This window comes from Dactylosporangium thailandense (assembly GCF_059739745.1).
On sequence record NZ_AP029195.1, the window covers coordinates 5,892,320 to 5,908,805 of the forward strand.

Annotated in this window: 15 protein-coding genes; 6 read left to right on the forward strand and 9 right to left on the reverse strand. The window is 74.0% G+C overall.

The window, feature by feature from the left end:
* Positions 1-175: 175 nt before the first annotated feature.
* The 4 genes from AC6JBM_RS25795 to AC6JBM_RS25810 all read right to left on the reverse strand — a co-directional run bounded on the left by AC6JBM_RS25795 (position 176) and on the right by AC6JBM_RS25810 (position 5,268).
* The gene (locus tag AC6JBM_RS25795) at positions 176-2,797 is read right to left on the reverse strand and encodes a CHAT domain-containing protein (protein WP_497986146.1); all 2,622 of its coding nucleotides are present in this window, start codon (positions 2,795-2,797) and stop codon (positions 176-178) included.
* Positions 2,794-3,162, reverse strand: coding sequence for a hypothetical protein (locus AC6JBM_RS25800; protein WP_497986147.1), 369 nt, complete (start codon positions 3,160-3,162; stop codon positions 2,794-2,796). Before AC6JBM_RS25800 ends, AC6JBM_RS25795 begins: the two co-directional genes overlap by 4 nt.
* A 72-nt stretch (positions 3,163-3,234) precedes the next feature.
* Positions 3,235-3,759: a peptide deformylase gene (gene def, locus AC6JBM_RS25805; protein WP_497986148.1), complete on the reverse strand. Its 525-nt coding sequence runs from the start codon at positions 3,757-3,759 to the stop codon at positions 3,235-3,237.
* 9 nt (positions 3,760-3,768) lie between these two features.
* On the reverse strand, positions 3,769-5,268 hold the full coding sequence (locus AC6JBM_RS25810) for a long-chain-fatty-acid--CoA ligase (protein WP_497986149.1): 1,500 nt from the start codon (positions 5,266-5,268) through the stop codon (positions 3,769-3,771).
* Between the two features lie 75 nt (positions 5,269-5,343).
* On the opposite strand from AC6JBM_RS25810, the gene AC6JBM_RS25815 reads away from it, so the two are divergent.
* On the forward strand, positions 5,344-6,108 hold the full coding sequence (locus AC6JBM_RS25815; protein ID WP_497986150.1) for an alpha/beta fold hydrolase: 765 nt from the start codon (positions 5,344-5,346) through the stop codon (positions 6,106-6,108).
* Here the strand turns inward: AC6JBM_RS25815 and AC6JBM_RS25820 are convergent.
* Positions 6,072-8,027, reverse strand: a complete 1,956-nt coding sequence (locus AC6JBM_RS25820) for a glycogen debranching N-terminal domain-containing protein (RefSeq protein ID WP_497986151.1) — start codon at positions 8,025-8,027, stop codon at positions 6,072-6,074. The two genes, AC6JBM_RS25815 and AC6JBM_RS25820, sit on opposite strands and share 37 nt — an antisense overlap.
* A 129-nt stretch (positions 8,028-8,156) precedes the next feature.
* Here AC6JBM_RS25820 and AC6JBM_RS25825 point away from each other — a divergent pair, with 129 nt between their 5' ends.
* From AC6JBM_RS25825 to AC6JBM_RS25840, 4 genes are read left to right on the forward strand one after another with little or no spacing between them, the layout of a single operon-like run.
* The gene (locus tag AC6JBM_RS25825) at positions 8,157-9,143 is read left to right on the forward strand and encodes a LacI family DNA-binding transcriptional regulator (RefSeq protein WP_497986152.1); all 987 of its coding nucleotides are present in this window, start codon (positions 8,157-8,159) and stop codon (positions 9,141-9,143) included.
* A gap of 19 nt (positions 9,144-9,162) precedes the next feature.
* The gene (locus tag AC6JBM_RS25830) at positions 9,163-10,383 is read left to right on the forward strand and encodes a sugar ABC transporter substrate-binding protein (protein WP_497986153.1); all 1,221 of its coding nucleotides are present in this window, start codon (positions 9,163-9,165) and stop codon (positions 10,381-10,383) included.
* A complete protein-coding gene (locus AC6JBM_RS25835; protein ID WP_497986154.1) occupies positions 10,383-11,432 on the forward strand; it encodes a carbohydrate ABC transporter permease in 1,050 nt (349 codons plus the stop codon). Before AC6JBM_RS25830 ends, AC6JBM_RS25835 begins: the two co-directional genes overlap by 1 nt.
* Positions 11,432-12,247: a carbohydrate ABC transporter permease gene (locus AC6JBM_RS25840; RefSeq protein ID WP_350614409.1), complete on the forward strand. Its 816-nt coding sequence runs from the start codon at positions 11,432-11,434 to the stop codon at positions 12,245-12,247. The genes AC6JBM_RS25835 and AC6JBM_RS25840 overlap by 1 nt, the downstream gene beginning before the upstream one ends.
* Positions 12,248-12,285: 38 nt before the next feature.
* On the opposite strand, the gene AC6JBM_RS25845 is transcribed toward AC6JBM_RS25840, so the two are convergent.
* A complete protein-coding gene (locus AC6JBM_RS25845) occupies positions 12,286-12,642 on the reverse strand; it encodes a VOC family protein (RefSeq protein ID WP_497986155.1) in 357 nt (118 codons plus the stop codon).
* Between AC6JBM_RS25845 and AC6JBM_RS25850 the strand changes: the two genes are divergently transcribed.
* A complete protein-coding gene (locus AC6JBM_RS25850; RefSeq protein WP_497986156.1) occupies positions 12,617-13,090 on the forward strand; it encodes a hypothetical protein in 474 nt (157 codons plus the stop codon). The genes AC6JBM_RS25845 and AC6JBM_RS25850 overlap by 26 nt on opposite strands.
* Positions 13,091-13,143: 53 nt before the next feature.
* On the opposite strand, the gene AC6JBM_RS25855 is transcribed toward AC6JBM_RS25850, so the two are convergent.
* The 3 genes from AC6JBM_RS25855 to AC6JBM_RS25865 all read right to left on the reverse strand — a co-directional run bounded on the left by AC6JBM_RS25855 (position 13,144) and on the right by AC6JBM_RS25865 (position 16,461).
* Positions 13,144-14,973 (reverse strand): Hsp70 family protein, encoded by a 1,830-nt coding sequence (locus tag AC6JBM_RS25855; protein ID WP_497986157.1) that lies wholly within the window; start codon positions 14,971-14,973, stop codon positions 13,144-13,146.
* A 64-nt stretch (positions 14,974-15,037) separates the two neighbouring features.
* Entirely contained in the window at positions 15,038-15,658 is a 621-nt protein-coding gene (locus tag AC6JBM_RS25860; protein ID WP_497986158.1) for an ABC-2 membrane transporter-related protein, read from the reverse strand.
* On the reverse strand, positions 15,655-16,461 hold the full coding sequence (locus tag AC6JBM_RS25865; protein ID WP_497986527.1) for an ATP-binding cassette domain-containing protein: 807 nt from the start codon (positions 16,459-16,461) through the stop codon (positions 15,655-15,657). The genes AC6JBM_RS25860 and AC6JBM_RS25865 overlap by 4 nt, the downstream gene beginning before the upstream one ends.
* Positions 16,462-16,486 lie beyond the last annotated feature (25 nt).

Genomic DNA, 16,486 nt, shown 5'->3' on the forward strand with positions numbered 1-16,486 from the left:
GCCATTTGCACACCGCGACAAACTACGCAAAGGTCCGAACTCATCGTGAGTGCTGGCGATCGTCCGATTGCGCGTATGTGCGCGATATTGCGCAGCAACGCTCATGAATAAGCAGGTGATGCTTTGACGCCTCTCACGTTGCGTAGTCAGGCATCGGGGTCCGCCGCGGGGTGTTTCAGGCCAGGCCCTCGACCACCCACCCGGCCCAGTGCCGCGGGTCCGCATGCACCGCCCGGATCTCCAGCTGCGCCGCCCGCAGCGCCTCCCCCACCGACCCGCCCAGCGGCCCGGTCCCGATGAGATGGCGATAGAACGCGGCCACCAGCGCGGCCGCCACGTCGTCGCGCACGGTCCACAGGCTCGACACGCAGCAGCGGGCGCCGGCCAGCAGTGCCGCCGTGCGCAGGCCCATCAGGCTGCCGTCGGCATAGTCGACCGCACCCGCCCCGCTCTCGCACGCCGACAGCACCACCAGCTCGGTGCCGGCGAGGTCGAGCAGCGCGAACTCCCCCGCCGTGAGCAGGCCGGTGCCGACGGCGTCCGGGGTGACGACACCGGCCAGCCAGGCGTTGACCCCGGCCAGCACCAGCACCGACCGCGACAACGGATCGGCCGGGCCGATCTCGTCGAGCCACTTGACGCGCTGCACGTGGCGCTCCCGGGCGTCGCCGGGCGGCGGGCGGCTCGCGATCGACCAGTCGGAGGACCCGCTCACCGCGGTGCCGCCGACATTGGTGATGTTGTACGCGCGCGGCTCCATCCGCTCGGAGGCATGCCCGATCGCATCGACGAACGTGCCGTGCGAGGCGATGTGCAGCACGCGCGGGCCGTGCGCGTCGAGCAGCCGCTGCCGGGTCACGTCGCGGCCGAGCACCGGCTCCACACCGAGCCGCGCGGCGCTGTCGGACGCCTCGGCCGCGGTGTGCACCAGGCGCTCGAACGAGCGGGTCAGGAAGAACTCGGTGTCGAAGTCAAGATCGAAGTCGGCGTCGCCGAGGACCAGCGGCGGGCTCGCCGGTGCGGGCGGCGGGCGCCGGCCGGCGAGCACGAGCCAGCGCGCCGAGGGCACGACCTGCACGACGTGGTCGTCGATGAGCGGGCGGCCGCCGGGGCCGGGCAGGCTCGCGAACGGCACGACGCCCCAGGTGCCGGTCGGGGCGATGACGATCCGCGCCGGCAGGCGGTCGTCGGCGGTGAACAGCGGCGGCCGCTCGCCGGCGCCGACCGGGCCCAGGTCACGGTGCTCCACCGGGCCCTCGGCGCGGATGAACAGCGCGAGGTGGTGGCGGGTCCCGTCGGGCCGCTCGGCGACCGCGAACTCCAGCAGCAGGGTCGAGGCGTCGAGGACGGCACGCACGTCGTCGAGCGTGAGCCGCTCGAACGGCGGCCAGTCCTCGCCGACGGCCCGGTGCAGCCGCGCCTGCGCATCGCCCAGCGCGCGCATCGCCTCGTCGTGGCGCTGCCGGGCGGCGCGGATCGCGTCGCTGCCGGTGCCGTCGAGGTCGAGGGCGGCCGCCCGCGCCCGCAGCCGCCGCACGTCGTCGACCAGGCCGGGCGCGTCGAACGCCCGCAGCCAGGCCGCGCCCTGCCGCTCGGCGAGCACGCCCTTGCGGTTCACCACCAGCTCGGCCGGCCAGTCGCCGGGCGCGCACGCACCGAGCAGCTGTTCGGTGCGCCGCGCGATGCCGCGGAACCGGTGCCGGGCCTCCGCGTCGGAGGCGGCGCCGAGCAGCGCCTCGACCAGCCGGTCGTCCGTCGCGGCCGTGGCCCGCGCCGCCCATTGCGCCACATCGTCGTGCCCGCTCATCGCCGCGGCGCGCAGCAGCGTCATGAGGTTGTCGGCCTTGCTCGCGTGGTGTACCCCCCGGGCCCACAGCTCGCCGAAGACCAGCATCGCCTCGACGGCCTCGCCGGGCCGCCCGGCATCGAGCAGATAGCCGCCCCGCAACCCGGCGGCCAGCCACACCGACTCGGCGGTGACCTGGTGCCGCTCGACCAGGGCGGCGGCGGTGGCGCTGAGCTCGTCCAGCCCGTCGAGATCGCGCCACTGCTGGGCGACCCGCGCGCTGTTGTGCAGGCAGAGCACGAGATCGTCGGCCGAGTCGGGCAGGCCGGCCTCGAACAGCTCACGGGCCTGCCGGAAGTGCCCGGCGGCCTCGTCGAGATGCTCGGCGGTCTCGACGTTGACGTACGCGGCGTCCGGCCCTGTCCACAGTGGACCGGCGCGGTCGGCCAGCGAGAGCTCGGCCAGGGCGAGGTTGTCGAGCGTGATCGCCCGCCCGGACGGGTCGCCCAGGCGCAGCGACTCGGCGAACAACGACTTCGCCCGCGCCGGGTCACCCTTGTCCTGGTACACGTTGCCGAGGTTGCTCAGCACGGCCGCGCGCCTGGCCGAATCGTGCTCCAGCACGGCCAGCACGCGTTGGAAGCACACCTCGGCGCCGTCGAGGTCGCCGAGCTGCCACAGCCGGTCGCCGCGCAGGTTGACCAGGATCGTCGGCAGCGGTTCGCCGACGTCGGCGGCGATCGCCTCGGCCCGTTCGAGCAGCAGCACGCTCAGGTCGGTGGCCCCCAGCCGCCACAGGTTGCGGGCCAGCCCGGCCACCAGCGGCTCGTCGCCCAGCTCGAGGAACGACCGCAGCGCGAGGCCGGCCAGGGCGATGAGCAGTGGCCGCGCCTCGTCCGGCGGCAGCGTGCCGGCCAGGCCGACGACCTCGACGCACACGTCGATCACGGCCTCTTGGTCGGCGGGGTCGGTGTCGCGGACGCGTTCGAGCGCGGCCGCGATCACGGTCACCGCCCGATGCGGATGCGGGTCAGTCCCGCCCCGACGGCCTGCTCGAGCTGTCCGGCCCGTTCCTCGGCCGGCTGCCCGGCGTCGACGACGACCTGACCGCCCCCGCTGACCTCGATGGTGAGGGTCGCGGTGGGCTCGGCCCGGAACAGCCGCTCGGCCAGCTTGTTCACGAACGGCAGCAGCAGCGTCGCCGCCGCGGCGACCACCGCCACGACCACCGTCGGGTCGGTGCCGCGCTCCCCCGCGCCCCGGTCGCGCGTGACGGTCACGCCATCGAGGTCACGGGCCGCATGTGCCGTCAGCCGGTCGAACTCACCGGGCGGCAACCACCCGGACTCGAGCTCGAACCGCGCGCCGTCGTCCATGACGTGAATCTATCGGTTCTCGGCCCGCACCGAACTGCACGATGCCCGACAGTCGGGGGCCGCCGCGCCCGGTCAGCCCGCGTGCTGGCCCAGGCCCGCCTCGGTCAGGATCTTCCGGCGGCGGCGCGACGAGAGCAGGTCGACGTACACGGTGCCGTCGAGGTGGTCGCACTCGTGTTGCAGGCAGCGCGCCAGGTAGCCGCTGCCCGTCACCGTCACCGGGCGGCCCTCCAGGTCCACGCCGGTCACCGTCGCCACCGCCGCGCGCCGCAGTTCCGTGTGCGGGCCCGGCACCGACAGGCAGCCCTCGGTGTCCCTCGTCGTGGCCTCCCGCCGCGAGAACGGCGACAGCACGGGATTCACGACGTGCCCGGCCTGGCGGGTGCCGCCGGCGTCCGGGCAGTCGTAGACGAAGACGCGCAGCGGCACGCCGATCTGGTTCGCCGCCAGGCCCACCCCGTCGGCGGCCTTCATCGAGGCGACCATGTCGGCCACCAGCCGGGCCAGGTCGCGGTCGAAGTCGGTCACCGGCGCGCACGGGGCGTGCAGCACCGGCTCGCCGTAGAGCGCGATCGCCCTCGCCCTGCCCTTTGCCATCGCCCCAAGTTACAGCAGGTCGAACGTGCGCCGGAGCTCACGCTTGAGGACCTTGTGGCTCGGGCCCAGCGGCAGGGTCTCCACGAAGCGGATCTCGCGCGGATACTTGTGCCGCCCCAGCCGTTCCCGCGCCCAGTCGACCAGCTCCGGGGCCGTGACCGGCACCGCCGGATCCCGGACGACGACCGCGCAGATCTCCTCGCCGTGCACCTCGTGCGGCACGCCGATCACGGCCGCCTGCATGACCGCCGGGTGCCGGGCCAGGACCTCCTCGACCTCGCGCGGGTACACGTTGAACCCGCCCCGGATCACGAGGTCCTTCTTGCGGTCCACGATGGTCACGAAGCCGGACTCGTCCTTCGTGCCGAGATCGCCCGTGCGGAACCACCCGTCCACGATCGCGGCGGCGGTGTCGGCGGGGCGGTTCAGGTAGCCGGCGAAGACGTTGTGGCCGCGGACCACGATCTCGCCGAGCGAGCCGGCCGGCAGCAGCTCGACGCGCTCCTCGATCTCGGGGCGGGCGATCTCCACCTCCACGCCCCAGATCGGGTGGCCCACGGTGCCGGCGCGGGTGCCGAAGTGCGGCTGGTTCGTCGTCGCGGTCGGGGAGGTCTCCGACAGGCCGTACCCCTCGAAGATGCCCGTCGAGAAGGTCTCGCCGAACTTCTCGAGCACGGCGACCGGCAGCGGCGCCCCGCCGGAGACGCACAGGCGCAGTTGCGGCAGGTCCGAGCGGCCCTCGGCCGCGGCGAGCAGCGCGACGTACATGGTCGGCACCCCGTGGAAGACGGTGACGTTCTCGCGCACCATGAGCTCCAGCGCCGCCTCGCCGGAGAAGCGGGCCAGCATCACGAGGGTGGCGCCGAGGCGGAAGGTGCCGTTCATGCCCACGGTCTGCCCGAAGGTGTGGAACAGCGGCAGGCAGCCGAGTACCACGTCGGACGGGCGGGCGTCGTTGGCGTCGAACACGTTGACCATCGCGTTCATGACCAGGTTGAGGTGGGTGAGCACGGCGCCCTTCGGCTCGCCGGTGGTGCCGCTGGTGTAGAGCACGACGGCCGGGTCCTCGGGCGCCCGCGAGACGTAGGACCGCAGCGGCGCGGCGCCGAGCAGGTCCGCGGGCGCGACGAGGGGGACGCCGGCCGCCGCGGCCGCCTCCGAGCCCATCGCGGCCAGGCCCGGATGGCACACGAGCAGGCGGGCGCCGCTGTCCCGCAGCGTGTACGCGGCCTCCGGCGCCGTCAGCAGCAGGTGCACGGGGACGACGACCGCGCCCAGGGCGAGCGCCCCGAAGTACACCCGGGGGAAGTCCACCACGTTCGGGATCTGCAGCGCGACCCGGTCGCCCGGGCCCACGCCGAGATCGCGCAGCGCGGCGGCGCAGGACAGCGCCTCCCGCCAGAGGGTTTCGTACGTGACCCGCTGCTCCCCGTCCACGACGGCGATGTGCTGCGGATACTTGCGGGCCGACTCGGCCAGCACGGCGGCGAGGGACAGGGTCGCGCTCATGCGGTCCAAACTAACGCTGGAAGTTTTTCGCCGCCAGCTTCAATTTGCACGGGTACTGCATTAATCTCCGTCGGCATGGAGCGGTTCCGGACCACGGATGGGATCAGCATCGCGTACCGCCGCTGGGGCTCCCCCGGCGAGCGCCCGCCCGTCGTGCTGCACCACGGGTTCATCGTCGACGCGGCGGCGAACTTCGAGGCCCCGGGCGTGGTCGCGGCCCTGGTCGGCACGGGCCGGCACGTGATCGCCCCGGACGCGCGCGGCCACGGCGCCTCGGGCAAGCCGCACGGCACCGCCGCGTACGGCGAGGAGCGCATGGCCCGCGACCTCGCCCAGCTCCTGACCCACCTCGGCGTCGGGGAGGCCGACCTGCTCGGCTACTCGATGGGCGCCGTCGTCGCGGCCATCCTCGCGGCGCGGGACCGCCGCGTGCGCCGCCTGGTCCTGTCGGGCGTCGGCGCGGCCCTCGCCGAGCTCGGCGGCCTCGACACCCGCGCGATGCCGCCGTCGGAGGTGGCCGCCGTCCTGCTCACGGAGTCGCGCACCGCGGTGGAGGCCTCGCCCGCGGCCGGCTTCCGCACCCTCGCCGACGCGGTGGGGGCGGACCGGGTGGCCCTCGCGGCGCAGGTCAACGCCGCGAACCGGACCCCGATCGCGCTGGAGCGGATCACCGCCCCGACCCTGGTCCTCGCCGGCGCCGAGGACCCGCTCGCGACCCGCCCGCAGGACCTGGCCGCCGCGATCCCGGGCGCGCGCTGGCGCGTGGTGAGCGGCGACCACCTGACGGCCCTGCGCTCCCCCGCCTACATCCCGGCGCTGCTGGACTTCCTCGCCACCTGAAGGCCGGGCGGTCCACTGTGGACCGTCGGGGTGCCGTCGGCCGCGACGGAGACGTCGAGGTGCGCCCCCGCCACGCGCAGGCCCCACACTCGGAAGGCGCCGGCCGGGGACGGGGCCAGGGGACTGATCGTGACCCGGCCCGCCGGGACGTCCGGGTCGAGGCCGAGCAGCGCCGTCAGCAGCGCCGGGCCCGCGGCCGCCGCCCAGGCCTGCGGGCGGCAGGACGCCGGGTACGCGGTGGCGGCGTCGTCCCCGCCGTACAGCTCCGGCAGCCGGAACCCGAAGCGCTCCCCGGCCGCCAGCAGCGCCCGCACCAGCGCCGCGGCCTGCGCGTGGTGGCCGTCGCGGGCCAGGCCCAGCAGGGTGATCGCGGTGTCGTGCGGCCAGACGGAGCCGAGATGATAGGACAGGATGTTGTACCCCGCCGAGGCCGGCGACACCGTGCGGAGCCCGAACGGCGAGGCGAGGGCCGCGACGTGGCCGGCGACCGCGCGGCTCTCGTCGACGTTGAGCAGCCCGGTGCCGAGCAGGTGCCCCATGTTCGACGCGATGCTGTCGACCTGTTCGCCGGAGCCGTCCAGGGCGATCGCCGGGTAGCCGCCGGGGCACCAGAACGCCTTGCGGAAGCGCTCGGCGAGGTCCGCGGCCCACGCGCGCCAGGTCTCGGCGCCGGGGCGGGCGAACGCGTCGAGCAGGGCGGCACCGTCGAGGGCGGCCCGGAAGGCGTACGCCTGGACCTCACTCAGCGCCAGGGGCCCCTCGGCGATGCGGCCGTCCGCGTGCTGGACGCCGTCGCCCGAGTCCTTCCAGCCGTGGTTCACCAGGCCCTTGCCGTTCGCCCGGTACGCGATGAAGCCGTCGTGCCCGCCGAGCCAGGCCAGGGCGCGCTCGACGTTCGGCAGCAGCGCTTCGACCTCGGCGGGCGGCAGGCCCCAGCGCCACGCGTCGGCGAGGGTGCTGATCCACAGCGCGGTCGCGTCGACGGTGCCGTAGTAGACGGGCGGGAGATGGTACGACGCGTCGGCCGGCCGGACCTCGTGCAGGATCTTGCCCGGCTCCTCGTCGGTGTCCGGGTCGTGCCGCGTGCCCTGGCGGCGGGCGAGGGCGCGCAGGGTGCCGGCCGCGACCTCGGTGCCCATCGGCAGCGCGAGGCGCGCGGCCCACAGCGAGTCGCGGCCGAAGAGCGTCAGGTACCAGGGGCTGCCCGCGGTGTAGTACACGTCGGGGCCGTCGGCGCGGCGCAGCGCCTGGAGGTCCTCGATCCCGGTGCGCACGAGCGCGTCGAGCCGCCGGTCGTCGGCCGCGACCGCGAGCGGGGGCGGGTCGCCGGCCGCGACCGCCGGCTCCACGTCGCCGCGCGTGAACGTCAGGCGCGCGGTCCACGACCGCCCCGGCGGCAGGGTCACGTCCCAGCGCAGCCCCGGGCCGGACGGGGCCGGCTCGGCGGCGACCGTCACGGTCATGCCGTCCGGCGCGGAGGCCGACTCCGCGAAGTCCACAGTGGACAAATTCGATGTCAGGCCGTCCTTGACCACGCCCATGGTGGCGAAGTCGGTGGCCGCCGACACGGCGACGGTCGCGCGCAGCGTCGCGTGGGACGCGTTCGCGAGCACCAGGGTCTCGGTGCCGCCGCGCGGCCCGGCCTCGCGGCGGCGGGTCAGCGTGACGGTCGGGTCGGGGCCGTCGTCGCCCAGCTCGCGCACCACGGCGGCGAACTCGGCCGCGGCCGCGCCGATCCGCCGGGCACCGATGGGCACGGGGTCGTGCCCGGCCACGGTGACGGTCAGCCGGGCGAGGACGCGGCGGTCCTCGACGAACAGGCCGTCGGGGTCGGCGCGCAGGTCGCCGGACGGGCCGGAGAGCCAGGTCGCGGGCGCGGCCACGCAGGTGACGTGCTCGTGCAGGTAGGGCTGGCGCATATCGGTACCTCTTGACAAGCCGACGATCGAGTGGGAACGTCCCGGCATCCGGTGTTGAACGTTCAAACGCTCCTCGATTGCCGTTTTGAACGTTCAACACGACGCACCATACGACATCCGGGAGCGATTGTGCAGCCCACTGTTGAGGACGTGGCGAAGGCCGCCGGTGTTTCCCGGCAGACCGTGTCCAACGTGCTCAACGCACCCGAGCGGGTCCGGCCGGAGACCCGCGAGCGGGTGGAAGCCGCCATCGACCGGCTCGGGTACCGCCCGAACCGCCTCGCCCAGGGCCTGCGCGCCTCGTCGTCGCGGATGATCGGCTACCGCCTGGAGCCCGTGCACCCGCACGCCCTCGGCAGCATCCACGACCGCTTCCTGCACGCCCTCGCCGACGCCGGCCGCGCCGAGGACCACCACCTGCTGCTCTACACCGCCGACGACGCCGAGGGCGAGGTCGCCGGGGCCGTCGCCCTGCACAAGGCCGGCGCGATCGACGCCCTCGTTCTCTACGGCCTGCACGTGGGCGACCCGCGCCCGGCGGCGCTGCGCGCGGGCCGGGTGCCGTTCGCGGCGTTCGGCCGCACCGGCGACGACGGCGGCCACCCGTGGGTCGACGTCGACAACGCCGCCGGCACCGCGGCCGCGACCCGCCACCTCGCCGAGGCCGGGCACCGGCGGATCGCCTTCGCCGGATGGCCGCCCGACGGCGGTGTCGGCGACCGGCGCGCCGAGGGCTGGCGGGACACCTGCGCCGAGCTCGGCCTGCCGCCCGGGCCGGACCTGCGCGGCGAGGACTCCCTCGCGGTCGGCGCCGCGCTCGCGGCCCGGCTCCTCGACGACCCCGACCCGCCCACCGCGGTCGTCACGGCCACCGACACCCTCGCCGCCGGAATGCTGCGCACCGTGCACGGCCGCGGCGCCCGGCTCGCCGTCGTCGGCTTCGACGACACCCCCACCGCCTCCGCCCTCGACCTGTCCAGCGTCCGGCAACCGATCGAGGCGGCCGGCCACGCGATGATCGCCGCCCTGCTCAAGCCCCCGGCGGCGGGAGACCCGACACCCGCCCGCCTGCTGCCCCCCGAGCTGATCGTCCGAGGGTCCAGCACCTCGCCCTGACACCCCCAAGGAGCAACCGATGAGATTCATGAGACCCGCCCTCGCGTTAGTGCTCGCCGGCGTGCTGTCGGCCACCGCCGCCTGCGGTGACGACGGCAGCGGCAAGCAGGGCGACACCACCGGCGCGAAGCTCACCATGTTTGCGTTCTCGTCCTCGCCGGCCGAGGACGCCGTGCTGCGCAAGGCCATCGACGACTACAACAAGCAGGGCCGCAACACCGTCGACCTGAAGGTGCTGCCCGAGTACGACACCGCGCTCACGACCGCCCTGGCCGGTGGCCAGCCGCCGGACGTGTTCTACCTCAACGACAACAAGCTGCCGGACCTCGGCAAGAGCGGCGCCCTCGAGCCCACCGGCGACCAGGTCGACAACCCCGGCGACTTCTACGACACGCTGAAGCAGTCGTTCACCTACCAGGGCACGTACTACTGCGCGCCCAAGGACTTCTCGACGCTGCAGCTGGTCTACAACACCGCCGACTTCGAGGCCGCGGGGCTCAAGCCGCCCACGACGTGGGAGGAGCTCGCCACGACCGCGAAGGCGCTCACCAAGCCCGGGCACCCGGGCCTGGTCCTCGCGCCCGAGTTCTACCGGTGGGGCGCGTTCTTCGCCCAGGCCGGAGCGTGGCCGACCGACGACGGCATCACGAAGATGACGATGGACACCCAGCCGATGCGCCAGGCGCTGCAGTACCTCACCGACAACCACAAGGCCGGCTCGTTCGGCACCCCGGCGGCGGTCGGCGCCGGCTGGGGCGGCGAGGCCTTCGGCAAGGGCCTGACCTCGATGACCATCGAGGGCAACTGGATCGTCGGGGCGATGAAGAACGACTTCCCGAGCGTCAAGTACGGCGTCGCCGAGCTCCCCGCGGGTCCCAAGGGCAAGGGCACGATGTCGTTCTCGGTCTGCTACGGCGTGGCCAAGGCATCCAAGAGCAAGGCCGCCGCGGTCGACCTCGTGAAGTTCCTGACCTCGCCCGACGAGCAGCTCACCATCACCAAGGAGTTCCCGGTGATGCCGTCGCGCAAGTCCCTGGCCGACAAGTGGCTGACGGACAAGCCCGAGCTCAAGGCGTTCGTCGCCGGCGGCGACTACGCGAAGAAGTCGGTGTTCGTGCCCGGCTTCAGCACCGTCATCGACACCTTCAACGACGGCATTCAGGGCCTGGCGAAGGGCAACAAGTCCGTCGACGACGTGGTCTCCAGCACCCAGAAGGCCGGCGGATCGGTGCTGGGCTAATGAGTGTGGAACCTGCCGCCCCGGTCGCGCGCGAGCGCGGCCGGGGCGGGATCCGCGGGCGGCAGGGACTGGCCGGCTGGCTGTTCGTGTCGCCCGCGCTCGTCCTGCTCGGCGTGTTCATGGTCGCGCCGATCCTGCTGGCCCTGTGGGTGAGCTTCCGCGACTGGAGCGGCCTGGCCCCGCTGTCCGCCTCGACCCCGGCCGGGACCGACAACTACCAGGACCTGCTCACCCACACGGGCGTCGTGCGCGGCGACTTCGCCAAGAGCCTGCGCAACAACGTGTACTACGTGCTCGGCGTCGTGCCCGCGCAGACGCTCCTGGCGCTGGTGCTGGCCGTCATCGTCAACGCCAAGCTACTCAAGGGCCGCACCTTCTTCCGGGCCGCGTTCTACTTCCCGTCGGTCACCAGCTCGATCGCGGTCGCGTTCATCTTCGTGTTCCTGTTCAGCCCCAACGGCGTGGTCAACACGGTGCTGTCCGCGCTGCTGCCGGGCAAGATCGGGCTGGTCTGGCTCGACGACTCCGACGGGCTCATCCACCTGCTGCTGCGCGCCGTCGGCGCCGGCTCGCCGCCCGGCCCGCTGCGGCACGAGTTCCTCGACCTGTCGTGGTGGGACTGGCTGTCCGGCCCGAGCGTGGCGCTGAGCTCCATCATGATCCTGGCGACGTGGACGACGACCGGCACCTTCATGCTCATGTTCCTGGCCGGGCTGCAGAACATCCCGGTCGAGGTCGAGGAGGCCGCCGAGGTCGACGGCGCCTCCCGGTTCCAGGTGTTCTGGCGCGTGACGCTGCCGATGCTCAAGCCCACGCTCTTCCTCGTGGTCACGTTGGGGCTGATCGGCACGTGGCAGGTGTTCGACCAGGTGTACGCCATGACCTCCGGCGGCCCCCAGAAGACCACCCTGACGCCGGCGTACCTCGTCTACCGCGAGGGCTTCCAGAACTCCGCGATGGGCCGGGCGGCCGCGATCGCCTTCATCGTGTTCGTCATCATCCTCGTCTTCACCGGCCTGCAGCGGCTGGTCCTGCGCCGGGAGCGCTGATGATCCGCCGAGCCCTGCTGACCCTGTTCGCGGTCATCTTCATCTACCCGTTCGTGCTGTCGCTGGCGACCTCGTTCAAGTCCCGCCCCGAGGTCGCGGCCCACCCGGTCACCCCCTGGCCGGCCAGCCCGGACCTGCGAGCCTGGACCGACGTGCTCGTGCACAGCGACTTTCCACTGTGGACGTTCAACTCGCTGCTCGTCACGGTCGTGGCCACGCTGCTGCGCGTGTTCCTGGACTCGCTGGCCGGCTACGCGCTCGCCCGGCTGGAGTGGCGCGGGCGCGGGATCGTCTTCGCCGGCGTCGTGGCGGTCCTCGCGGTGCCGCCGATCGTGCTCACCGTGCCCCGCTTCCTGGTGCTCAAGGAGCTGACGCTGCTCAACTCGTACACCGGGCTGATCCTGCCCCTGGCCGTGGACGCCATGGGCATCTTCCTCATGCGCCAGTTCTTCGTCGAGCTGCCGCGCGAGCTGGAGGAGGCGGCCCGCATCGACGGCGCCTCGATCTTCGGCGCCTACTGGCACATCGTGCTGCCGCTGGCCCGCCCGGCGCTGCTGACCCTGACGATCCTGTCGTTCCAGGGCGTGTGGAACGAGTTCCTGCTGCCGCTGATCGTGGTGCGGGCGAGCCCGTCGCTGTGGACGCTGCCGTTCGGCCTGTCGACGCTGGGCCGCGGCGGGGCGGGCGGGCAGAGCTTCGACTATCCGGTGATGATGGCCGGCTCGATCCTGACCATCGTCCCGGTCGCCGTCGTGTTCATCGTGTTCCAGCGCTTCTTCGTGCGGGGCGTGGCCGCCTCGGGCGTCAAGGGCTGACGGCCGCCCGGCGGCGCGCCCTCGACGCGCGCCGCCGGTCAGCCGTAGTACTGCACCAGGCAGAACTCGTGCCCCTCGGGATCGGCCATGACGGCGACCACCCCGGCGTCGTAGTCGTGCCGCTCGCCCGTGAACCGCCCGCCGAGCCCGGCAACCTGCGCCATCCCGGTCTCGATGTCGTCGCACGCGATGTCGAGATGGATGCGCACCTTGCCCCGCGCCGGCTCGGGCACCGGCTGGAACACCAGCCGTGGCTGGGGGTCGCCGCGCTCGCCGAGGTACACCCAGCCGTCCTGCGCGGGGCCGGGCTCGCGGCGCAGCAGCGCGCTCCAGAACCGCGCCACCCGCTCGGGATCGACGCAGTCGATCGTGACCCCGGACCAGACGTTCGCCATGCCCCGATCCTCGCAGACCCATAACCCGGTGGCGCCTTCCGGCCGCGGTGTGCGAGGATCGTGGGCCGTGACGGAGCACGAGCTGGCATCGGTGTGGCGGCGCATCATCCAGGGCGAAGGCAAGTCGTGGGTGGCGTTCGCCCACGGCACGGTCGTCGTGCTGCCCTCACCCGCCGAGGACGACGACCTGACCGAGGCGGCCGTGGAGATCCTGCGCCAGTACGGGCCGGTGCACGCCGGATCGGCGGCGGGCGACTTCGGCACGATCACGCCGGAACCGGGGCCGGGCTGGGTGGTGTACGGCCATCACAACGACGTCCTGACCTACGTGGCGCCGGATGAGGTCCCGGGCGACGACGACCTGACGATCGGCCTGCACGGCCGAGGCAAGCGGAACCGGGACGGCCACGACCTGACAGCCGTCCACGTCGAAGACAAGCGCAGCTAGTCCGGCGTACAGCCCGCGTCGGCGTGATCGAGGTCGCCGGCCCGGTGGCGCGGTCAGGACTTCGGGAGTTCCACCAGCAGCGCGCCCTCGGCCACGACGGTCTCGGGCTGCTCGAGCACGACCGGCCGGATGCCGGTCTCGCGCAGCAGGAGGGTGGCCACGAGCGGCACCCGCGTCGACCCTCCGACGAGGAAAATGCCGGCGGCCCCGGCGGCCGTGACGCCCGCCGCGCGCAGCACGGCGGTCGTGGCGCGCACGGTCCGCTCGATCAGCGGCCGGGCCGCGCCCTCGAACTCCTCGCGGGTGACGTGCGTGTCGGCGCCGATGCTGGGCAGCGTCAGGCTCGCCATGGGCTGCCGGGACAGCGTCTCCTTGGCCGCGCGGGCGTCGTCCCACAGCAGCCGGGCGAGGCGCCGGTCGGCGCTCGAGCGCGGGTCGAGCAGCCGCCGCCAGGCCTCGCCGTCGTGACCGGCCCCGGCGAGGCCGACGACGACCGCGTCGAGGTCCAGCCCCCCGACGTCGCCGAGCCCGTCCGCGGCGAGCACCTCCAGCCCCTCAGAGCCGTCAGGGCCCCGGCGGACCACGCTCGCGTCGAACGTGCCGGCGCCCAGGTCGTAGACCACGAGGTCGCGGCCCGGCTCCAGCTCGTGGCCGAGGACGGTCACGAAGTAGGTGGCCGCGGCGACCGGCTCCGGCACCAGGTGCACCGGACCGAGCCCGGCCCGCGCCGCGGCGTCGAGCAGCACCGACCGGCGGATCGCGCCCCACGCCGCGGGATGGGTCAGCACCGTGGCGCCGATCCCGTCGTCGCCGCAGACCCGCCGCGCCTCGTCCAGCACCCGGCGCAGCGTCGCGGCGATCAGGTCGGCGACCGGGTGCTCCCGGTCCCCCAGCAGCACGCGGCCGTCGTCGATGCGCCGCTTCGGGCTCGGCTCGTGCCGGCCCGGGTCGAGCCGTCCGGCGTTGACCGCGTCGCGGCCGGTGAGCAGCCCGCCGTCGGTGCCCTGGACGGCGGAGGACAGCAGGGGCGAGGAGTCGAACAGCAGCGGCTGCACCCGCCCGTCCGGACGGCGCAGCAGCGCGACGGTGTTGGAGGTCCCGTAGTCCACGGCGAGGATCGGCCGGGCCGCGGAAGCCGCCACGGGCTCCGGCGGACCGGCGGCCTCGGACGGACCGGCGGCCTCGGACGGACCGGCGGCCTCCGACGAGCGGCGCCGGCGCATCACGAGCCAGACCGCGGCTCCGGCCACGCCGGCCGCGGCGAGCCCCACCGCCACGGCCGTCGTCGCACCCCCGGCCGGCGCATCGCCGGAGCGGGCCGGACCGGTCGGCTGAGACGCGGTGATCACCGGTGTCGGGCTCGTGGCCGCGCTCGTCACCGGGGCGGCACCCGGCGTCACGACCAGCACGGGCGCCGGACGTTCCAGCACGCCGGCCGATTCCATCCGGTCCGGGTCCGCCGAGAAGTTGATGATCCCGCCGTCGGCGGCGTTCTGCGTCACGGCGAGCACGAACCGGCCGCCGCCGGCCGGCACGGTGCCCAGGCGGACCTTGAACCGCATCCGCCCGGTCGTGGCCGGCCCCTTGAAGAAGAAGGCGTTGAGCGCGGGATCGCGGTTGAAGTTCCAGTACGCCGACGGCGAGTCCACGTAGTTGACGGTGTCGACGGTCGCGAGGTCCCGGGGTACCTTCACGGTCACCCTGGTCGTGCCGCTGCTGTTGCCCGCGTCGTCCACGTCGATGGTGAGCACGACGTCGCGCTGGCCGCCCGCGAGCCGGTCGGGTCCGATCTGGGGGCTGCCGAGCGCGGCGCCGGGCACCGCGAACACGGCCAGCACACCGAGCCCCGCGGCGAGCACGAACCGGACGGCCGCCAAGCGCATGGGAGCACTGTAGTGATCGCCGCCCGGGCCGATCACCCGCCGATCCGGTGGATCGGCGTGGCGTTCAGTGGAGCACCCTGCGGATCGCGGTGCGGGCCAGGAGCATCAGCAGCACCACGTACACGACGGTCATCGCGGCCGAGGTCCAGGCGAAGGGGTCGGCGAAGCCGATGTCCCGCAGCCAGGAGCGGTCGTCGTCCGGGGAGAGGTCCGGGCCCGGGCCGCCGCCCCGCGCGAACGGCAGCAGGGCCGGCCCCCCGTAGCTCGCGATCAGCCCGAACGGCCACAGGACCACCGACAGCACCGCCGTGCGCAGGGTGCTGAGCGCCCCGGCGGACACCGCGACCGCGAACTTCGTCAGGGCCCAGCGCCCGCGCGAAACCGACTGGGTCAGGGCGAACGCCACCGTGTCGTCGGCCCGCTCCGGCGCGAACAGGGGGACGCCCAGCAGCAGGCCGAGCAGCGTGGGCACGAACGCGGCGACGAGCTGCATCGCGAGGACGGCGTCGAGCGCGCCGCCGTGCGGGTAGCAGTGGTTGGGGTTGACGCAGCCCGGCCGGCCGTCCGCGTTCAGCTGGGCCTGCACCGTGGCCGCGGCGAGGAACAGGACCACAGTGGACAGTGCGACGACGCCGGCGCCGATCAGCACGTACGGCCGCGAGGTCCGCCAGGCCAGCCACGTCATGCCGACGCTCGCAGGTAGCCGAGCACCAGGTCCTCCAGGGAGGGTGTGTGCCAGGCCAGGGTGCCCGCGGGGACGGTCTCGCCGAGCCGGACCAGGGCGGTGAAGCCGGTCTCGTCGCGGTGCAGCTCCACCACGTCGGCGCCGTCCAGGGCCGGGTAGTCCGGGCCGGCGCCGTTGACGAGGCGGTGGGTCGCCAGGGCGGTGTCGACCTCCACGGCGGCGCGGATGTGCCCCCGGTCCAGCACCACCACGTGGTCGCACACGCCGGCCAGGTCCGCCACGGCGTGCGTGGAGAGCACGATGGTCGTACCGCGCCCCGCCGCCTCCCCCATCAGCACCGCGATGGCCTCGGCCCGGGCGACGGGGTCGAGGGCGGCCAGCGGCTCGTCGAGCAGCAGCAGGTCCGGGCGCCGGCCGAGCGCCATGGCGAGCCCGAGCCGGGCCCGAAGCCCCGGGGCCAGGCGGCCGACGCGCGCGGAGACCGCAATGCCGGCCGCGACCGACTCGGCGAACGGCGCGTCCCACGACGGGTTGAGCCGCGCCCCGAGGCGCAGGGTCTCGGCGACGGTCAGCTGCCGGTACAGCGGCGCGTCCTGCGCGAGCAACCCGATCCGCGCACCGGCGCGGACGGTGATGGTGCCGCGGTCCGGGTGCAGCAGGCCGGCCGCCGCGCGCAGCAGGGTCGTCTTGCCGGCGCCGTTGCGGCCGACCAGGGCGGTCACCGAGCCCGCGGGCACGGCGAACGAGCAGTCCGCCAGGGCGGGCCGGCCGCCGAAGGCGTGGGTGACCGCCTCGGCGATCAGGGCCGGCTCAGAACTAGTGGACTGG

Excerpts from the sequence above, each read along its gene's own strand:
- AC6JBM_RS25800 (WP_497986147.1), bottom strand. The coding sequence starts at position 3,162 with ATGGACGACGGCGCGCGGTTCGAGCTCGAGTCCGGGTGGTTGCCGCCC.
- def (WP_497986148.1), bottom strand. The coding sequence starts at position 3,759 with ATGGCAAAGGGCAGGGCGAGGGCGATCGCGCTCTACGGCGAGCCGGTG.
- AC6JBM_RS25810 (WP_497986149.1), bottom strand. The coding sequence starts at position 5,268 with ATGAGCGCGACCCTGTCCCTCGCCGCCGTGCTGGCCGAGTCGGCCCGC.
- AC6JBM_RS25815 (WP_497986150.1), top strand. The coding sequence starts at position 5,344 with ATGGAGCGGTTCCGGACCACGGATGGGATCAGCATCGCGTACCGCCGC.
- AC6JBM_RS25820 (WP_497986151.1), bottom strand. The coding sequence starts at position 8,027 with ATGCGCCAGCCCTACCTGCACGAGCACGTCACCTGCGTGGCCGCGCCC.
- AC6JBM_RS25830 (WP_497986153.1), top strand. The coding sequence starts at position 9,163 with ATGAGATTCATGAGACCCGCCCTCGCGTTAGTGCTCGCCGGCGTGCTG.
- AC6JBM_RS25835 (WP_497986154.1), top strand. The coding sequence starts at position 10,383 with ATGAGTGTGGAACCTGCCGCCCCGGTCGCGCGCGAGCGCGGCCGGGGC.
- AC6JBM_RS25840 (WP_350614409.1), top strand. The coding sequence starts at position 11,432 with ATGATCCGCCGAGCCCTGCTGACCCTGTTCGCGGTCATCTTCATCTAC.
- AC6JBM_RS25845 (WP_497986155.1), bottom strand. The coding sequence starts at position 12,642 with ATGGCGAACGTCTGGTCCGGGGTCACGATCGACTGCGTCGATCCCGAG.
- AC6JBM_RS25855 (WP_497986157.1), bottom strand. The coding sequence starts at position 14,973 with ATGCGCTTGGCGGCCGTCCGGTTCGTGCTCGCCGCGGGGCTCGGTGTG.
- AC6JBM_RS25860 (WP_497986158.1), bottom strand. The coding sequence starts at position 15,658 with ATGACGTGGCTGGCCTGGCGGACCTCGCGGCCGTACGTGCTGATCGGC.